14 protein-coding genes are annotated in these 14,292 nt (G+C 61.6%); all 14 read left to right on the top strand.

The window, feature by feature from the left end; all coding sequences use genetic code 11:
- Positions 1–30: 30 nt before the first annotated feature.
- The 14 genes from flhA to C0058_RS23520 all read left to right on the top strand — a co-directional run bounded on the left by flhA (position 31) and on the right by C0058_RS23520 (position 14,290).
- On the top strand, positions 31–2,145 hold the full coding sequence (gene flhA / locus C0058_RS23585; protein WP_023659255.1) for a flagellar biosynthesis protein FlhA: 2,115 nt from the start codon (positions 31–33) through the stop codon (positions 2,143–2,145).
- 11 nt (positions 2,146–2,156) lie between these two features.
- Positions 2,157–3,473, top strand: coding sequence for a flagellar biosynthesis protein FlhF (gene flhF, locus C0058_RS23580; protein ID WP_003214543.1), 1,317 nt, complete (start codon positions 2,157–2,159; stop codon positions 3,471–3,473).
- Between the two features lie 120 nt (positions 3,474–3,593).
- Entirely contained in the window at positions 3,594–4,427 is an 834-nt protein-coding gene (gene fleN / locus C0058_RS23575) for a flagellar synthesis regulator FleN (RefSeq protein WP_003192912.1), read from the top strand.
- On the top strand, positions 4,424–5,164 hold the full coding sequence (gene fliA / locus C0058_RS23570; protein ID WP_008434817.1) for an RNA polymerase sigma factor FliA: 741 nt from the start codon (positions 4,424–4,426) through the stop codon (positions 5,162–5,164). Before fleN ends, fliA begins: the two co-directional genes overlap by 4 nt.
- Positions 5,165–5,334: 170 nt before the next feature.
- A complete protein-coding gene (locus C0058_RS23565) occupies positions 5,335–5,709 on the top strand; it encodes a chemotaxis response regulator CheY (protein WP_005790040.1) in 375 nt (124 codons plus the stop codon).
- Positions 5,710–5,727: 18 nt separating this feature from the next.
- Positions 5,728–6,516, top strand: a complete 789-nt coding sequence (locus C0058_RS23560; RefSeq protein ID WP_003214538.1) for a protein phosphatase CheZ — start codon at positions 5,728–5,730, stop codon at positions 6,514–6,516.
- Between the two features lie 11 nt (positions 6,517–6,527).
- Positions 6,528–8,738, top strand: a complete 2,211-nt coding sequence (locus C0058_RS23555) for a chemotaxis protein CheA (RefSeq protein ID WP_102369670.1) — start codon at positions 6,528–6,530, stop codon at positions 8,736–8,738.
- A gap of 49 nt (positions 8,739–8,787) precedes the next feature.
- Entirely contained in the window at positions 8,788–9,909 is a 1,122-nt protein-coding gene (locus tag C0058_RS23550; protein ID WP_008434810.1) for a chemotaxis response regulator protein-glutamate methylesterase, read from the top strand.
- The gene (locus tag C0058_RS23545; RefSeq protein WP_003210645.1) at positions 9,909–10,649 is read left to right on the top strand and encodes a flagellar motor protein; all 741 of its coding nucleotides are present in this window, start codon (positions 9,909–9,911) and stop codon (positions 10,647–10,649) included. Before C0058_RS23550 ends, C0058_RS23545 begins: the two co-directional genes overlap by 1 nt.
- A 15-nt stretch (positions 10,650–10,664) precedes the next feature.
- Entirely contained in the window at positions 10,665–11,552 is an 888-nt protein-coding gene (gene motD / locus C0058_RS23540; RefSeq protein ID WP_003210644.1) for a flagellar motor protein MotD, read from the top strand.
- Positions 11,553–11,603: 51 nt separating this feature from the next.
- Positions 11,604–12,392, top strand: coding sequence for a ParA family protein (locus tag C0058_RS23535; protein WP_003210643.1), 789 nt, complete (start codon positions 11,604–11,606; stop codon positions 12,390–12,392).
- Positions 12,393–12,543: 151 nt separating this feature from the next.
- Positions 12,544–13,335 (top strand): CheW domain-containing protein, encoded by a 792-nt coding sequence (locus C0058_RS23530; RefSeq protein ID WP_102369669.1) that lies wholly within the window; start codon positions 12,544–12,546, stop codon positions 13,333–13,335.
- A gap of 73 nt (positions 13,336–13,408) precedes the next feature.
- Positions 13,409–13,894 (top strand): chemotaxis protein CheW, encoded by a 486-nt coding sequence (locus tag C0058_RS23525; protein WP_003210641.1) that lies wholly within the window; start codon positions 13,409–13,411, stop codon positions 13,892–13,894.
- Positions 13,895–14,290 carry a DUF2802 domain-containing protein gene (locus tag C0058_RS23520; protein WP_008434800.1) on the top strand — a complete coding sequence of 132 codons (396 nt, stop codon included), beginning with the start codon at positions 13,895–13,897 and terminating at the stop codon, positions 14,288–14,290.
- Positions 14,291–14,292 lie beyond the last annotated feature (2 nt).

Raw genomic sequence — 14,292 nt, 5'->3', positions numbered from 1 at the left:
AAACGAGGAATACCGGTGGATCGCTCTCAAATGCTCAGCACGGCCCGTGGCACCCTGACTGACCTCTCGCGAGGCAATCTGGGTGTGCCGTTGTTGTTGCTGGTGATGCTGGCAATGATGATGTTGCCGATGCCGCCGTTCCTGCTGGATGTGTTCTTCACCTTCAACATTGCGCTGTCGGTCGTCGTGTTGCTGGTGTGCGTATACGCCCTGCGGCCGCTGGATTTCGCGGTATTCCCGACCATCCTGCTGATCGCCACCCTGCTGCGGCTGGCGCTTAACGTGGCTTCCACCCGGGTGGTGATGCTCCATGGCCAGGACGGCCACGCCGCCGCGGGCAAGGTGATCCAGGCCTTCGGTGAGGTGGTGATCGGCGGTAACTACGTGGTCGGTATCGTGGTTTTTGCGATCTTGATGATCATCAACTTCGTGGTCGTGACCAAGGGCGCCGGGCGGATTTCCGAGGTGAGCGCGCGTTTTACCCTCGACGCGATGCCCGGCAAGCAGATGGCGATCGACGCCGACCTCAACGCCGGCCTGATCGACCAGAACCAGGCCAAGGCCCGTCGCCTTGAAGTCGCCCAGGAAGCCGAGTTCTACGGTTCTATGGACGGTGCCAGCAAATTCGTGCGCGGCGACGCCATCGCCGGCCTGTTGATTCTGTTTATCAACCTGATCGGCGGCATGGCGGTCGGCATCTTTCAGCACGGCATGACCTTCGGCGACGCCGGCAAGGTTTACGCCCTGCTGACCATCGGTGACGGTTTAGTGGCGCAATTGCCATCACTGTTGTTATCTACAGCTGCGGCGATCATGGTGACCCGTGCTTCGGGCTCCGAAGACATGGGCAAGCAGATCAGCCGGCAGATGTTTGCCTCGCCCAAGGCGCTGGCGGTGGCGGCAGGCATCATGGCGATCATGGGCATCGTGCCGGGCATGCCCCATGTCTCGTTCCTGAGCATGGCCGCCATGGCCGCCGGCGGTGCCTACCTGTTCTGGAAAAAACAAAACAACATCAAGGTGATTGCCCAGCAGGAAGTGGCGCGCCAGCAGGAACTGCTGCCATCGCCGGCCCGCGCCCTGGAAACCAAGGAGTTGGGCTGGGACGACGTGACCCCGATCGACATGATCGGCCTGGAAGTCGGCTACCGCCTGATTCCCCTGGTGGATCGCAACCAGGGCGGGCAATTGCTGGCGCGGATCAAGGGCGTGCGCAAGAAGTTGTCCCAGGACCTGGGCTTCCTGATGCCCACCGTGCACATTCGCGACAACCTCGACCTGGCCCCGAGCGCCTACCGCCTGACCCTGATGGGGGTGATTCTGGCCGAGGCCGAGATCTACCCGGACCGCGAACTGGCGATCAACCCGGGCCAGGTGTTTGGCAGCCTCAACGGGATTACCGCCAAAGATCCGGCTTTTGGCCTGGAAGCGGTATGGATCGAAATCAGCCAGCGCAGCCAGGCGCAGTCGCTGGGCTACACCGTGGTCGACGCCAGCACTGTGGTCGCCACCCACCTCAACCAGATTCTGTACAAGCACTCCCACGAGCTGATTGGCCACGAAGAAGTCCAGCAACTCTTGCAATTGCTGGCCAAGGCCTCGCCAAAACTCGCCGAAGAGTTGGTACCGGGTGTGCTGTCCACCTCGCAACTGCTCAAGGTGCTGCAAGCGCTGTTGGCCGAGCAGGTGCCGGTGCGGGACATTCGCAGCATTGCCGAAGCTATCGCCAACAATGCCGCCAAGAGTCAAGATACTGCCGCCCTGGTGGCCGCAGTGCGCGTCGGATTGTCGCGTGCAATCGTCCAAAGCATTGTAGGGCTTGACTCCGAGCTGCCTGTTATCACCTTGGAACCAAGGTTGGAACAAATATTGCTCAATAGTATTCAGAAGGCTGGGCAGGGCGCTGATGAGGGCGTGTTGCTGGAGCCAAGCATGGCAGAGAAGCTGCAACGTTCGTTGATCGAGGCCGCGCAGCGCCAGGAAATGGAAGGCCATCCGGTGATCCTGCTGGTGGCTGGCCCCGTCCGGGCGATGTTGTCGCGGTTTGGACGCCTGGCTATACCGAATTTGCACGTATTGGCTTACCAGGAAATTCCTGACAATAAGCAAGTGACTATCGTCGCGACAGTAGGGCCCAACGGCTGAGGTAGTGGGATATGCAAGTGAAGCGTTTTTTCGCCGCCGATATGCGTCAGGCCATGAAACTGGTACGTGATGAGTTGGGCGCCGACGCTGCGATTATCGGTAACCGTCGTATTGCCGGCGGTGTGGAGCTGACGGCTGCCCTGGATTACAAACCCTCGGCCCTGGCGCCGCGCGTGCCGAACATGGAACTGGAAGACGAGCTGCGCAAGACCGCTTCGCGCATTGTCTCGGCCCAGGCTGAACTGAGCATGCGTGGCGACAGCGACGCCTCCACCAATCGCCAGCTGTTCGCCGGGCTGCCGTTGACCGCGTCCGAGCCGCTGGTAGAGCCGACTTTTGTTGAACCACCGCGTCCTGCTGCGCCAGCCCCGGCGCCGGCGGTAGACCAGCGGGTGTTCGACTCGATGCGTTTCGAACTCAACGGCCTGCGTGAACTGCTGGAAGTGCAGCTGGGTTCGCTGGCCTGGAACCAGTTGCAGGGCAGCCAGCCACAACAGGCCAACCTGTGGCGTCGCCTGCAACGCATTGGCCTTTCCGGCCCGTTGTCCCGCGACCTGCTGCAACTGACCACCCAAATTGAAGAACCTCGCCAGGCCTGGCGCATGCTCCTGGCCCACCTGGCGCGGATGATCGTCACCCCGGAAATCGAACCCCTGGAAGAAGGCGGTGTGATTGCCATGGTCGGCCCGGCCGGCATGGGCAAGACCACCACCCTGGCCAAGCTGGCCGCACGTTACGTGCTCAAGTACGGCGCCCAGAACATCGCGCTGGTGAGCATGGACAGCTACCGCATCGGCGCCCAGGAACAACTCAAGACCCTGGGCCGCATCCTCAATGTGCCGGTGACCCACGTCGACCCGGGCCAGTCCCTGGCCAACGCCCTCGACCCATTGCTGCGCAAGCGCGTGGTGCTGATCGACACCGCCGGCCTGCAAGCCAGCGACCCGGCCCTGCGCATGCAGCTGGAAAGCCTGGCCGGGCGCGGGATCAAATCCAGAAACTATTTGGTGCTTGCCACTACCAGCCAGAAGCAGGTATTGACCGCCGCCTACCACAGCTACAAGCGCTGCGGGCTGGCGGGTTGCATCCTGACTAAACTGGATGAGACGGCAAGCCTGGGCGAAGTATTGAGCCTGGCAATCAGTCATGAATTACCGGTCGCCTACCTGACCGACGGGCCGCGGATCCCGGATGATCTGCATCTGCCGCGCCGTCATCAGTTGGTCAGCCGGGCTGTCAGCGTGCAAATGCAGGAAGAACCCAGTGAGGAAGCTATGGCTGACATGTTTGCTGACCTCTACCACAGCCCGAACAAGCGAGTTGGCTGAGGCATCATGGCTTTCTATTTAAAAATGACAGTGAAAAGTATCTACATCGATGGCCTGCCAGCAGTTCGCGCGGCCAACTTATGTAGCCTGCGTCTAAGCAAGACAAGGTAAAGAAATAAAATGGGCAGCATGCATCCCGTACAGGTGATCGCGGTGACCGGCGGCAAAGGTGGCGTCGGAAAAACTAACGTGTCAGTGAATTTGTCCCTGGCCCTGGCAGAGCTTGGCCGTCGCGTCATGCTGCTGGATGCTGACCTGGGGCTGGCGAACGTCGACGTTCTGCTGGGACTGACGCCCAAACATACCCTGGCCGATGTCATCGAAGGCCGCTGTGAGCTGCGCGACGTACTGTTGCAAGGCCCCGGCGGGATTCGCATCGTGCCGGCCGCTTCCGGCACCCAGAGCATGGTGCACCTGAGCCCGGCGCAACATGCCGGCCTGATTCAGGCGTTCAGCGACATTGGCGACAACCTCGACGTACTGGTGATCGACACCGCCGCCGGGATCGGCGAGTCGGTGGTCAGTTTCGTGCGCGCAGCCCAGGAAGTGTTGCTGGTGGTGTGCGACGAACCCACCTCGATCACCGACGCCTACGCCCTGATCAAACTGCTCAACCGCGACTACGGCATGAACCGCTTCCGCGTGCTGGCCAACATGGCCCAAAGCCCGCAGGAAGGGCGGAATCTGTTCGCCAAGTTGACCAAGGTCACGGATCGCTTCCTCGATGTCGCCTTACAATACGTTGGCGCAGTTCCTTACGACGAGTGTGTGCGCAAGGCCGTGCAAAAGCAGCGTGCGGTCTATGAAGCGTTCCCTCGTTCGAAGTGCGCATTGGCGTTCAAGGCTATTGCCCAGAAGGTCGATACCTGGCCGTTGCCCGCCAATCCCCGGGGGCATCTGGAGTTTTTCGTCGAGCGATTGGTGCATCAGACGAGCGCAGGACCGGTGCTATGACAGCCAGCGGCTACAACCTTTACAAGAAGTCGGCACGTGACAGTCAAGTCGAATTGATCGAGCGCTATGCGCCCCTGGTCAAGCGCATTGCCTATCACCTGCTGGCGCGCTTGCCTGCCAGCGTGCAGGTCGAGGACTTGATCCAGGCCGGGATGATCGGCCTGCTTGAAGTGTCGACCAAGTACGACGCGAGCAAGGGCGCGAGTTTCGAGACATACGCGGGTATCCGTATCCGTGGGGCCATGCTCGATGAAGTGCGTAAAGGTGATTGGGCGCCGCGATCAGTGCACCGCAATACGCGGATGGTGAGTGACGCAATTCGCTCAATTGAAGCAAAAACCGGTCGCGACGCTAAAGATCATGAAGTTGCGGCCGAACTCCAATTGAGTCTCGACGATTACTACGGGATTTTGAACGATACCTTGGGCAGCCGGCTGTTCAGTTTCGACGACCTTTTACAGGACGGCGAACATGAAGGGCTGCACGAGGACGGCGCGAGTGCCCATCTCGAACCGTCACGGGACCTGGAAGATGAACGCTTCCAGAGCGCGCTGGCGGACGCGATAGCCAATTTGCCGGAGCGTGAGCGACTGGTGTTGGCGCTGTACTACGACGAAGAGCTGAACCTCAAGGAAATCGGTGAGGTCCTGGGAGTCAGCGAATCGCGGGTCAGCCAGTTACACAGCCAGTGCGCGGCCCGCTTGCGGGGGCGTTTGGGAGAGTGGCGAGCGCGCTGACAGGCAGTGTGGGGACACTGCGAACGATACCGTCCAGGCCCTGCGCCCGGACGGGCTTGGCCCGTTGTGCGCCCCCGGTAGTCCTTTTTGTGTAACGCCTGTTGATTGATATGGCGCGCCCAGGTGCTGGGCGCGTTTAAGACTGCTTGGAGGTCGAATTGGACAAGAACATGAAAATCCTCATCGTTGATGACTTCTCAACGATGCGGCGGATCATAAAAAACCTGTTGCGTGACCTTGGGTTCACTAACACGGTCGAGGCGGATGACGGTATTACGGCGATTCCGATCCTCAACAGCGGGAGCATCGACTTTCTGGTAACGGACTGGAACATGCCGGGCATGACCGGTATCGATCTGCTGCGCCACGTGCGCGCTGATGAAAAACTGCGCAGCCTGCCTGTGCTGATGGTGACCGCTGAAGCCAAGCGTGAACAGATCATCGAAGCCGCCCAGGCCGGGGTCAACGGCTACGTGGTCAAGCCATTCACTGCACTGGCCTTGAAAGAGAAGATCGAAAAGATCTTCGAACGCATCGGTCATTGATGCTGCCACGGGGGAGCTATGGAGCATAAAGAATCATCGCAGGCCGACTTTGAGTCGACCCTGAAAAAACATGCTCATCAACTCGTCGAAAGCCTTGAAAGAGGCCAGTTCGGCGACGCGGTGCAGTTAATCCATGAGCTCAACCAGACCCGTGACCGCGGCCTGTACCAGGAAGTGGGCAAGCTCACCCGTGAGTTGCACAGTGCGATAGTCAATTTTCAGATTGACCCGCACATGCCCCAGGCCGAGGAAATCTCGCAGATCACGGATGCCACCGAACGCCTGTCCTACGTGGTCAGGCTGACTGAGGCGGCGGCCAACCGCACCATGGACCTGGTGGAAAACGCCACGCCTCTGGTCAACGGTATGGCCAGTGAAGCCAAGGCCCTGAGCACTGACTGGGGCCGGTTCATGCGTCGGGAAGTGGGCGCTGAGGAGTTTCGTGAGCTGGCGCGTCGGGTCGAGGGCTTTTTGTCCCGCAGCGAGCAGGAAAACCGCACGGTTTCCAGCAACCTCAATGACATTCTGCTGGCCCAGGATTACCAGGACCTCACCGGTCAGGTGATCAAGCGTGTGACCCAACTGGTCACCGAAGTGGAAAGCAACCTGCTCAAACTGGTGTTGATGGCGGGCCAGGTCGACCGGTTTGCCGGCATCGAACATGACCGCGCAGCGATCCTTTCTGAAAAAGATCCACAAAAACACCTCGCCAAGGGTGAAGGTCCGCAGATTCATGCCGATAAACGTGAAGACGTTGTATCCGGGCAAGACGACGTAGACGATTTGCTGTCCAGTTTAGGCTTCTAAGGAGCACACCCATGAGCTTCGGCGCCGATGAAGAAATCCTTCAGGATTTCCTTGTAGAGGCCGGCGAAATTTTAGAGCAACTGTCCGAACAACTGGTCGAGCTGGAAAGCCGACCGGATGATGCGAACCTGCTCAATGCAATTTTTCGCGGTTTTCATACTGTAAAAGGGGGCGCCGGCTTCCTCCAGCTCCACGAGCTGGTGGAGTGCTGTCACATCGCCGAGAACGTGTTCGACATCCTGCGCAAGGGTGAGCGGCACGTCGACTCGGAACTGATGGACGTGATCCTGGAAGCACTGGACGCGGTCAACGGCATGTTCAGTGAAGTGCGCGAGCGCGCACCGATCACTGCCGCCACGCCGGAACTGCTGGCCGCCCTGGCGCGCCTGGCGGAACCTGCGGCCAACGCTCCCGTGGTGGAAGCGGTGGCTGAGCCGGTTGCCGAGCCTGCGGGCGACGTGACCGACAGCGAATTTGAACAACTGCTGGACTCGCTGAACGCCGTCAAGGCCGAAGCCGAAGCGCCGGTAGCCAGTGCGCCGGCCATGGTGCCGACCACCGAAGACATTACCGACGCCGAGTTCGAGTCGTTGCTCGACCAGTTGCACGGCAAGGGCCAGTTTGCCCCGGACGCGGTGGCCGCAGCGCCAGCGCCAACGGAAGTCGCGGCGCCCGTCAGCAATGAAATCACCGACGACGAATTTGAAGCGCTGCTGGACCAGTTGCACGGCAAAGGCTCGTTTGCCGCCGAGGCTCTGCCGGAAGTCGCTGCAACGGCCGCCGCGCCTGCGGCACCCGCTGCTGCGCCGGCCGCCGATGGACTGATCTCCGATCACGAATTCGAAGCCCTGCTGGATGAACTGCACGGCAAGGGCAAGTTCACCGAAGTGGTCGGCGCTGCTGCACCGGCTGCTGCCGCAGCTGTCGCAACACCGGCTCCTGCCGCCAAGGCTGCCGCGCCTGTCGCAGCGAAAGCGGCTCCGGCTCCGGCTCCAGCACCGGCCCGGGCTGCCACGGCTGCCCCGGCCCCGGACAAGCAACCGGCCAGTGAAGCCGAAACCACCGTGCGGGTTGATACCGCGCGCCTGGACGACATCATGAACATGGTCGGCGAACTGGTGCTGGTGCGTAACCGCCTGGTGCGCCTGGGCCTGAACAGTGGCGACGAGGCCATGCAAAAGGCCGTGTCGAACCTCGACGTGGTCACCGCAGACCTGCAGACCGCCGTCATGAAGACCCGGATGCAGCCGATCAAGAAAGTCTTCGGCCGTTTCCCGCGCCTGGTTCGCGACCTGGCACGCCAGCTCAAGAAAGAGATCAACCTGGAACTGGTGGGTGAAGAAACCGACCTCGACAAAAACCTTGTCGAGGCCCTGGCCGACCCGCTGGTCCACTTGGTGCGCAACGCCGTCGACCACGGTGTCGAGACGCCGGAAGAGCGCGAAGCCTCGGGCAAGAACCGCCAGGGCAAAGTGATCCTGGCGGCCGAACAGGAAGGCGACCATATCCTGCTGTCGATCACCGATGACGGCAAAGGCATGGACCCCACGGTACTGCGCAACATTGCAGTCAAGCGTGGGGTGATGGACAAGGACGCCGCCGACCGCCTCACCGACACCGAGTGCTACAACCTGATCTTCGCCCCGGGCTTCTCCACCAAGACCGAGATTTCCGACGTGTCGGGCCGTGGCGTGGGCATGGACGTGGTGAAGACCAAGATCAGCCAGCTCAACGGCTCGATCAACATCTACTCGACCAAGGGCCAGGGCTCGAAGATCGTCATCAAGGTGCCGTTGACCCTGGCGATCATGCCGACCCTGATGGTGATGCTGGGCAACCAGGCGTTCGCCTTCCCGCTGGTCAACGTCAACGAAATCTTCCACCTCGACCTGTCGCGCACCAACGTGGTGGACGGCCAGGAAGTGGTGATCGTGCGCGACAAGGCGTTGCCGCTGTTCTACCTCAAGCGCTGGCTGGTGGCTTCGGCCAAGCATGAAGAGCAGCGCGAAGGCCATGTGGTGATTCTGTCCGTGGGCACCCAGCGTATCGGCTTCGTGGTCGATCAACTGGTGGGCCAGGAAGAAGTGGTCATCAAGCCTTTGGGCAAAATGCTGCAGGGAACCCCGGGCATGTCGGGTGCGACCATTACCGGTGACGGTCGGATCGCGCTGATTCTGGATGTTCCGAGCATGCTCAAGCGTTACGCCGCACGGCGTATTTGATTCGGCCCGGGCAGGGCGGTTGTCCCTCGCCCGGCCTAACGGAGTGTTTATGGTAGTCAAGGTCCTGGTGGTGGACGATTCGGGTTTCTTCCGCCGCCGCGTCTCGGAAATTCTTTCATCGGATTCCAATATCCAGGTGGTCGGCACGGCCACCAACGGCAAAGAGGCGATCGATCAGGCCCTGGCGCTCAAGCCGGACGTGATCACCATGGACTACGAGATGCCGATGATGGACGGCATCACGGCGGTGCGGCACATCATGCAGCGCTGCCCGACGCCGGTGTTGATGTTCTCCTCGCTGACCCACGAAGGCGCCCGGGTCACCCTGGATGCGCTGGATGCCGGCGCGGTGGACTTCCTGCCGAAGAATTTCGAAGACATCTCGCGCAACCCCGAGAAGGTCAAGCAGATGCTCTGCGAGAAGGTGCACAGCATCTCCCGCAGTAACCGTCGCAGCCTGTTCAGTGCGCCGGCGCCCGCTCCCGTTACGCCGCCACCGGCCGCCCCGAGCACCTTTGGTCGCCCGGCGCCGGCACCGGTTGCGCGCCCGGCCGCCGCCCCGGTGCGTACGGCTGCGCCCGCCGCGCATTCACCTGCGCCCAAGCGCAAGGCCTACAAGCTGGTGGCCATCGGTACGTCCACCGGCGGCCCGGTGGCCTTGCAGCGGGTGTTGACCCAATTGCCGGCCAACTTCCCGGCGCCGATCGTGTTGATCCAGCACATGCCGGCCGCGTTCACCAAGGCGTTCGCCGAGCGCCTGGACAAGCTGTGCCGCATCAGCGTCAAGGAAGCCGAGGATGGCGACATCCTGCGTCCGGGTCTGGCGCTGCTGGCCCCCGGTGGCAAGCAGATGATGGTCGATGGCCGTGGTGCGATCAAAATCCTGCCGGGCGACGAACGCCTGAACTACAAGCCGTGTGTGGATATCACCTTCGGGTCTGCGGCCAAATCCTACGGCGACAAAGTTTTGGCGGTGGTGTTGACCGGCATGGGCGCCGATGGCCGTGAAGGCGCGCGCCTGCTCAAGCAGGGCGGCAGCGCGATCTGGGCCCAGGATGAAGCCAGCTGCGTGATCTATGGCATGCCCATGGCCATCGTCAAGGCCGACCTGGCCGACGCCGTCTACAGCCTGGACGACATCGGCAAGCACCTGGTGGAGGCTTGCCTCTGATGGATGTATTGAGCCTGATTGGCATCATCATGGCGTTTGTCGCGATTATCGGCGGCAACTACCTCGAAGGCGGCCACCTGGGCGCCCTGGCCAACGGCCCGGCGGCGTTGATCGTGATCGGCGGCACCGTGGGCGCGGCGTTGTTGCAGTCGCCCATGAGTTCGTTCAAGCGCGCGATGCAGATCCTCATCTGGATTATCTTCCCGCCGCGTGTCGACTTGCCGGGCGGCATCGACCGCGTGGTCAACTGGAGCCTCACGGCGCGCAAGGAAGGCCTGCTCGGGCTGGAAGGCGTGGCCGATGCCGAGCCCGACAGCTACGCCCGCAAAGGCCTGCAACTGCTGGTGGACGGCGCCGAGCCGGAAGCGATTCGCAGCATCCTCGAAGTGGACTTCTACACCCAGGAAAGCCGCGACATCAACGCTGCCAAAGTCTTTGAAAGCATGGGCGGCTACGCGCCGACCATCGGCATCATCGGTGCGGTGATGGGCTTGATCCACGTGATGGGCAACCTGGCCGATCCGTCGCAACTGGGCAGCGGGATTGCCGTGGCGTTCGTCGCCACCATCTACGGCGTGGCCAGTGCCAACCTGGTGTTGTTGCCGGTGGCCAGCAAGCTCAAGTCGATCGCCCTGCGCCAGTCGCGTTATCGCGAGATGTTGCTCGAAGGCATCCTCTCGATTGCCGAGGGTGAAAACCCGCGCTCCATCGAATTGAAGCTCCAGGGCTTCATGGATTGATGGGAGGTATTTGTTGTGAGCCGTCGCCGCCGCGAGCCTGAAGAACACGTCAACCATGAACGCTGGCTGGTGTCCTACGCCGACTTCATTACGTTGCTGTTCGCGTTTTTTGTGGTGATGTACTCCATTTCCTCGATCAACGAAGGCAAGTACAAAGTCATTTCCCAGGCGCTGATTGGCGTATTCAACGACGCTGACCGCGCCCTCAAGCCGATACCCATTGGCGAAGAACGCCCCAAGACTGTGACCCCGGCCAAGCCGCTGGTCAACGACAGCGATGAAACCGCCGCCGGCATCGGTGGCACCAGCGACCCGCTGAAAAGCATCGCCGATAACATCAGCGCGGCCTTTGGCGACCTGATCAGCTCCAACCAGATGACCGTGCGCGGCAATGAGTTGTGGGTCGAGATCGAGCTCAATTCCAGCCTGCTGTTCGCCAGTGCCGATGCAATGCCCAGCGACCAGGCGTTTACCATCATCGACAAGGTGGCGGCGATCCTGAAGCCGTTTGAAAACCCGGTCCACGTTGAAGGCTTTACCGATAACCTGCCGATCAGTACCGCGCAGTACCCGACCAACTGGGAGCTGTCTTCGGCCCGGGCGGCGAGTATTGTACGAATGCTCGCGATGCAGGGTGTGAACCCCGGGCGCCTGGCGTCGGTGGGTTACGGCGAGTTCCAGCCGGTGGCCAATAACGCCACGGCGGAAGGCCGTGCGCGCAACCGTCGGGTGGTGCTGGTGGTGTCGCGCAACCTGGACGTGCGCCGCAGCCTGACCGGTACCGGCACTGCCAATGCAACACCGGATGCCGCCTTGAAGCGGGCTGGCACACAAACTGCACCAGCGCCCGTAAAGGCGCCGGTTCGCGGGAGTGCCGTCAATTCTCCGTCACCGGCTCTATAACCCCATGCAATTTCTCGGTCGAGCCTATGCCTGCCGGGAGGAACAATCCGAATGAGAGTCTGGGCAGTTGCCAATCAAAAGGGTGGTGTCGGTAAAACCACCACGTCCATCGCCTTGGCCGGCTTGCTGGCCGAGGCCGGCAAGCGTGTGGTCGTGGTCGACCTGGACCCCCACGGCTCCATGACCAGCTATTTCGGCTATGACCCGGATGCCCTGGAACACAGTTGCTACGACCTGTTCCTGCACAAGGGCAGCGTGCCGGCCGACTTGCCGGGGCAACTGTTGCTGCCTACCAGCAATGAAAAGATCTCGCTGTTGCCGTCCAGCACCGCCCTGGCCACCCTTGAGCGCCAGTCGCCGGGGCAGAGCGGCCTGGGCCTGGTGATCGCCAAGACCCTGGCGCAGCTGTGGCAGGACTTCGACTACGCGATCATCGACAGCCCGCCGTTGCTCGGCGTGCTGATGGTCAACGCCCTGGCCGCCAGCCAACAGCTGGTGATCCCGGTGCAGACTGAGCACCTGGCCGTCAAGGGCCTGGAGCGCATGGTCAGCACCCTGGCGATGATCAACCGCTCGCGCAAGCAGGCGCTGCCGTTCAGCATCGTGCCGACCCTGTTTGACCGCCGTACCCAGGCGTCCCTCGGCACCTTGCGGGTATTGCGCGATGCTTATCCGGACACTATCTGGCAAGGCTACATCCCGGTGGACACGCGCCTGCGGGATGCGAGCCGGGCAGGGCTGACGCCGTCGCAGTTCGACGGCAAGAGCCGTGGGGTGCTGGCGTATCGGGCGTTGCTCAAGCACCTGTTGTCCCAGCAACTTGTGGCGCAGGTGGCGTGATGGTCATAAACAGCCCTGTAGGAGCCTGGCTTGCCAGCGATGCAGACGCCGCGGTTTTCCTGACCAAACCGGCTCTCGATTCAAGTCCGGACACTCACAGGCCGATAACCTCTGAATACAGGGTTGATGGGGCTTGCGCGTGGGCATACAGATGAACCGTCCCGTTGATTTCAAGACCCGGCCGCAACTGGCGCTGGAGTCCTACCTGGACGCTTTGCTCCAGGACGCCACCGAGGACATGCCGGAGCCGATTCTGATCCTCGATGAAGTCATCGAGCCTGAACCTGCTGCCCTGGACGAGTTTCAGCTGGCGGTCCTGGAAGAGCAGGCCCGTGATGCGTTGGTGGTTCCAGTTGCCGTGCCGGTGCCTGTCGCACCGCTGGTGATCGCGCCTGTGGTGGTCGAACCGGTGGTTGAGGTTCACCTCCCGCCGAGCATCACGCCGCCGCCGGTACAGGGCGACGGTCGCCCGGTGTGGGCTGCGGAGCCGTTCGAATGTTTGCTGTTCGATGTCGCCGGGCTGACCCTGGCGGTGCCGCTGGTGTGCCTGGGGTCGATCTACTCCCTGGAAGGCCAGGAGTTGACGCCGTTGTTCGGCCAGCCGGATTGGTTCCTCGGGATCCTGCCGAGCCAGCAGGGCAACTTGAAGGTATTGGACACCGCGCGTTGGGTGATGCCCGACCGCTACCGCGATGACTTCCGCCAGGGCCTGCAATACGTTATTTCGGTCCAGGGCTACGAGTGGGGGCTGGCGGTGCATCAGGTCAGCCGCTCATTGCGCCTGGACCCGAACGAAATCAAATGGCGCAGCCAGCGGGGCCAGCGGCCATGGCTGGCGGGCACTGTGATCGAACACATGTGCGCGTTGCTGGATGTCGCCGAACTGGCGGAGTTGATTGCCAGCGGCGCGGTAAAAGCCATGCCGCTGAACAAACGCACTTGATAACAAGCAGCAGCGCTACGGCGCTGCCCAAGAACACACACCGTAACCAACGGTATTTGAAGGGGTCTGGAGTATGAACAAGTCAGTGTCCGCACAAGGTCTGGTGGATGATCCAATCCTGCAATGGGTCACCTTCAAGCTGGACAACGAGTCCTATGGCATCAACGTGATGCGTGTGCAGGAAGTGCTGCGCTACACCGAAATCGCTCCGGTTCCGGGTGCCCCAAGCTATGTGCTGGGCATCATCAACCTGCGCGGCAACGTGGTGACCGTGATCGACACCCGCCAGCGTTTTGGCCTGGTGCCGACCGAAGTCAACGACAACACCCGCATCGTGATCATCGAAGCCGACAAGCAAGTGGTCGGGATCATGGTCGACAGCGTGGCGGAAGTGGTTTACCTGCGCCAATCCGAAGTCGAGACTGCGCCGAACGTCGGCAACGAAGAATCGGCCAAGTTCATCCAGGGTGTCTGCAACAAGAACGGCGAACTGCTGATTCTGGTTGAGCTGGACAAGATGATGAGCGAAGAAGAGTGGCAGGACCTGGAGAATATCTGATTGTTTCTTGAGGTAGCGGTGATCGTCCTGGCCATCCTTTGGGCCGGGACCCTGGGCTTCCTGCTGCGTTATGTTCGCCAGCAACGGGAATTGGCCACTCGACAAGTCGAGCGCGACGCTGTGCGCGACCGGCGGATCCTGGAGCTGGCCAAGCGGGTCGACCACTTCCAGCAAAGTGCGGTGCGTGTGGGTGATGAAGTGCACGAGCTGCGTTCGGTGCTGGCGCCGTTGCCGGACAAGCTGTCGGCACTCGAACAGCGTGACCCGTCGAGCCTCTCATTCGCCCAGGCGGCGAAGCTGGTGGGCATGGGCGCCACGGTGGATGAGCTGACCCAGTCCTGCGGGTTGACCCAGGCTGAAGCGCAGTTGATGAGCCGGTTGCACAAGGACAACTGAAG

Origin of the sequence: Pseudomonas sp. NC02 (assembly GCF_002874965.1) — a bacterium.
GTDB lineage: Bacteria > Pseudomonadota > Gammaproteobacteria > Pseudomonadales > Pseudomonadaceae > Aquipseudomonas.
Note: the sequence above shows the minus strand (reverse complement) of the source record. Positions and strands in the feature narration are given on the sequence as shown.

Bases quoted from the DNA above. Each gene is read 5' to 3' on its own strand.
- flhA (WP_023659255.1), top strand. From the start codon at position 31: ATGCTCAGCACGGCCCGTGGCACCCTGACTGACCTCTCGCGAGGCAAT.
- flhF (WP_003214543.1), top strand. From the start codon at position 2,157: ATGCAAGTGAAGCGTTTTTTCGCCGCCGATATGCGTCAGGCCATGAAA.
- fleN (WP_003192912.1), top strand. From the start codon at position 3,594: ATGGGCAGCATGCATCCCGTACAGGTGATCGCGGTGACCGGCGGCAAA.
- fliA (WP_008434817.1), top strand. From the start codon at position 4,424: ATGACAGCCAGCGGCTACAACCTTTACAAGAAGTCGGCACGTGACAGT.
- C0058_RS23565 (WP_005790040.1), top strand. From the start codon at position 5,335: ATGAAAATCCTCATCGTTGATGACTTCTCAACGATGCGGCGGATCATA.
- C0058_RS23560 (WP_003214538.1), top strand. From the start codon at position 5,728: ATGGAGCATAAAGAATCATCGCAGGCCGACTTTGAGTCGACCCTGAAA.
- C0058_RS23555 (WP_102369670.1), top strand. From the start codon at position 6,528: ATGAGCTTCGGCGCCGATGAAGAAATCCTTCAGGATTTCCTTGTAGAG.
- C0058_RS23550 (WP_008434810.1), top strand. From the start codon at position 8,788: ATGGTAGTCAAGGTCCTGGTGGTGGACGATTCGGGTTTCTTCCGCCGC.
- C0058_RS23545 (WP_003210645.1), top strand. From the start codon at position 9,909: ATGGATGTATTGAGCCTGATTGGCATCATCATGGCGTTTGTCGCGATT.
- C0058_RS23535 (WP_003210643.1), top strand. From the start codon at position 11,604: ATGAGAGTCTGGGCAGTTGCCAATCAAAAGGGTGGTGTCGGTAAAACC.
- C0058_RS23530 (WP_102369669.1), top strand. From the start codon at position 12,544: ATGAACCGTCCCGTTGATTTCAAGACCCGGCCGCAACTGGCGCTGGAG.
- C0058_RS23525 (WP_003210641.1), top strand. From the start codon at position 13,409: ATGAACAAGTCAGTGTCCGCACAAGGTCTGGTGGATGATCCAATCCTG.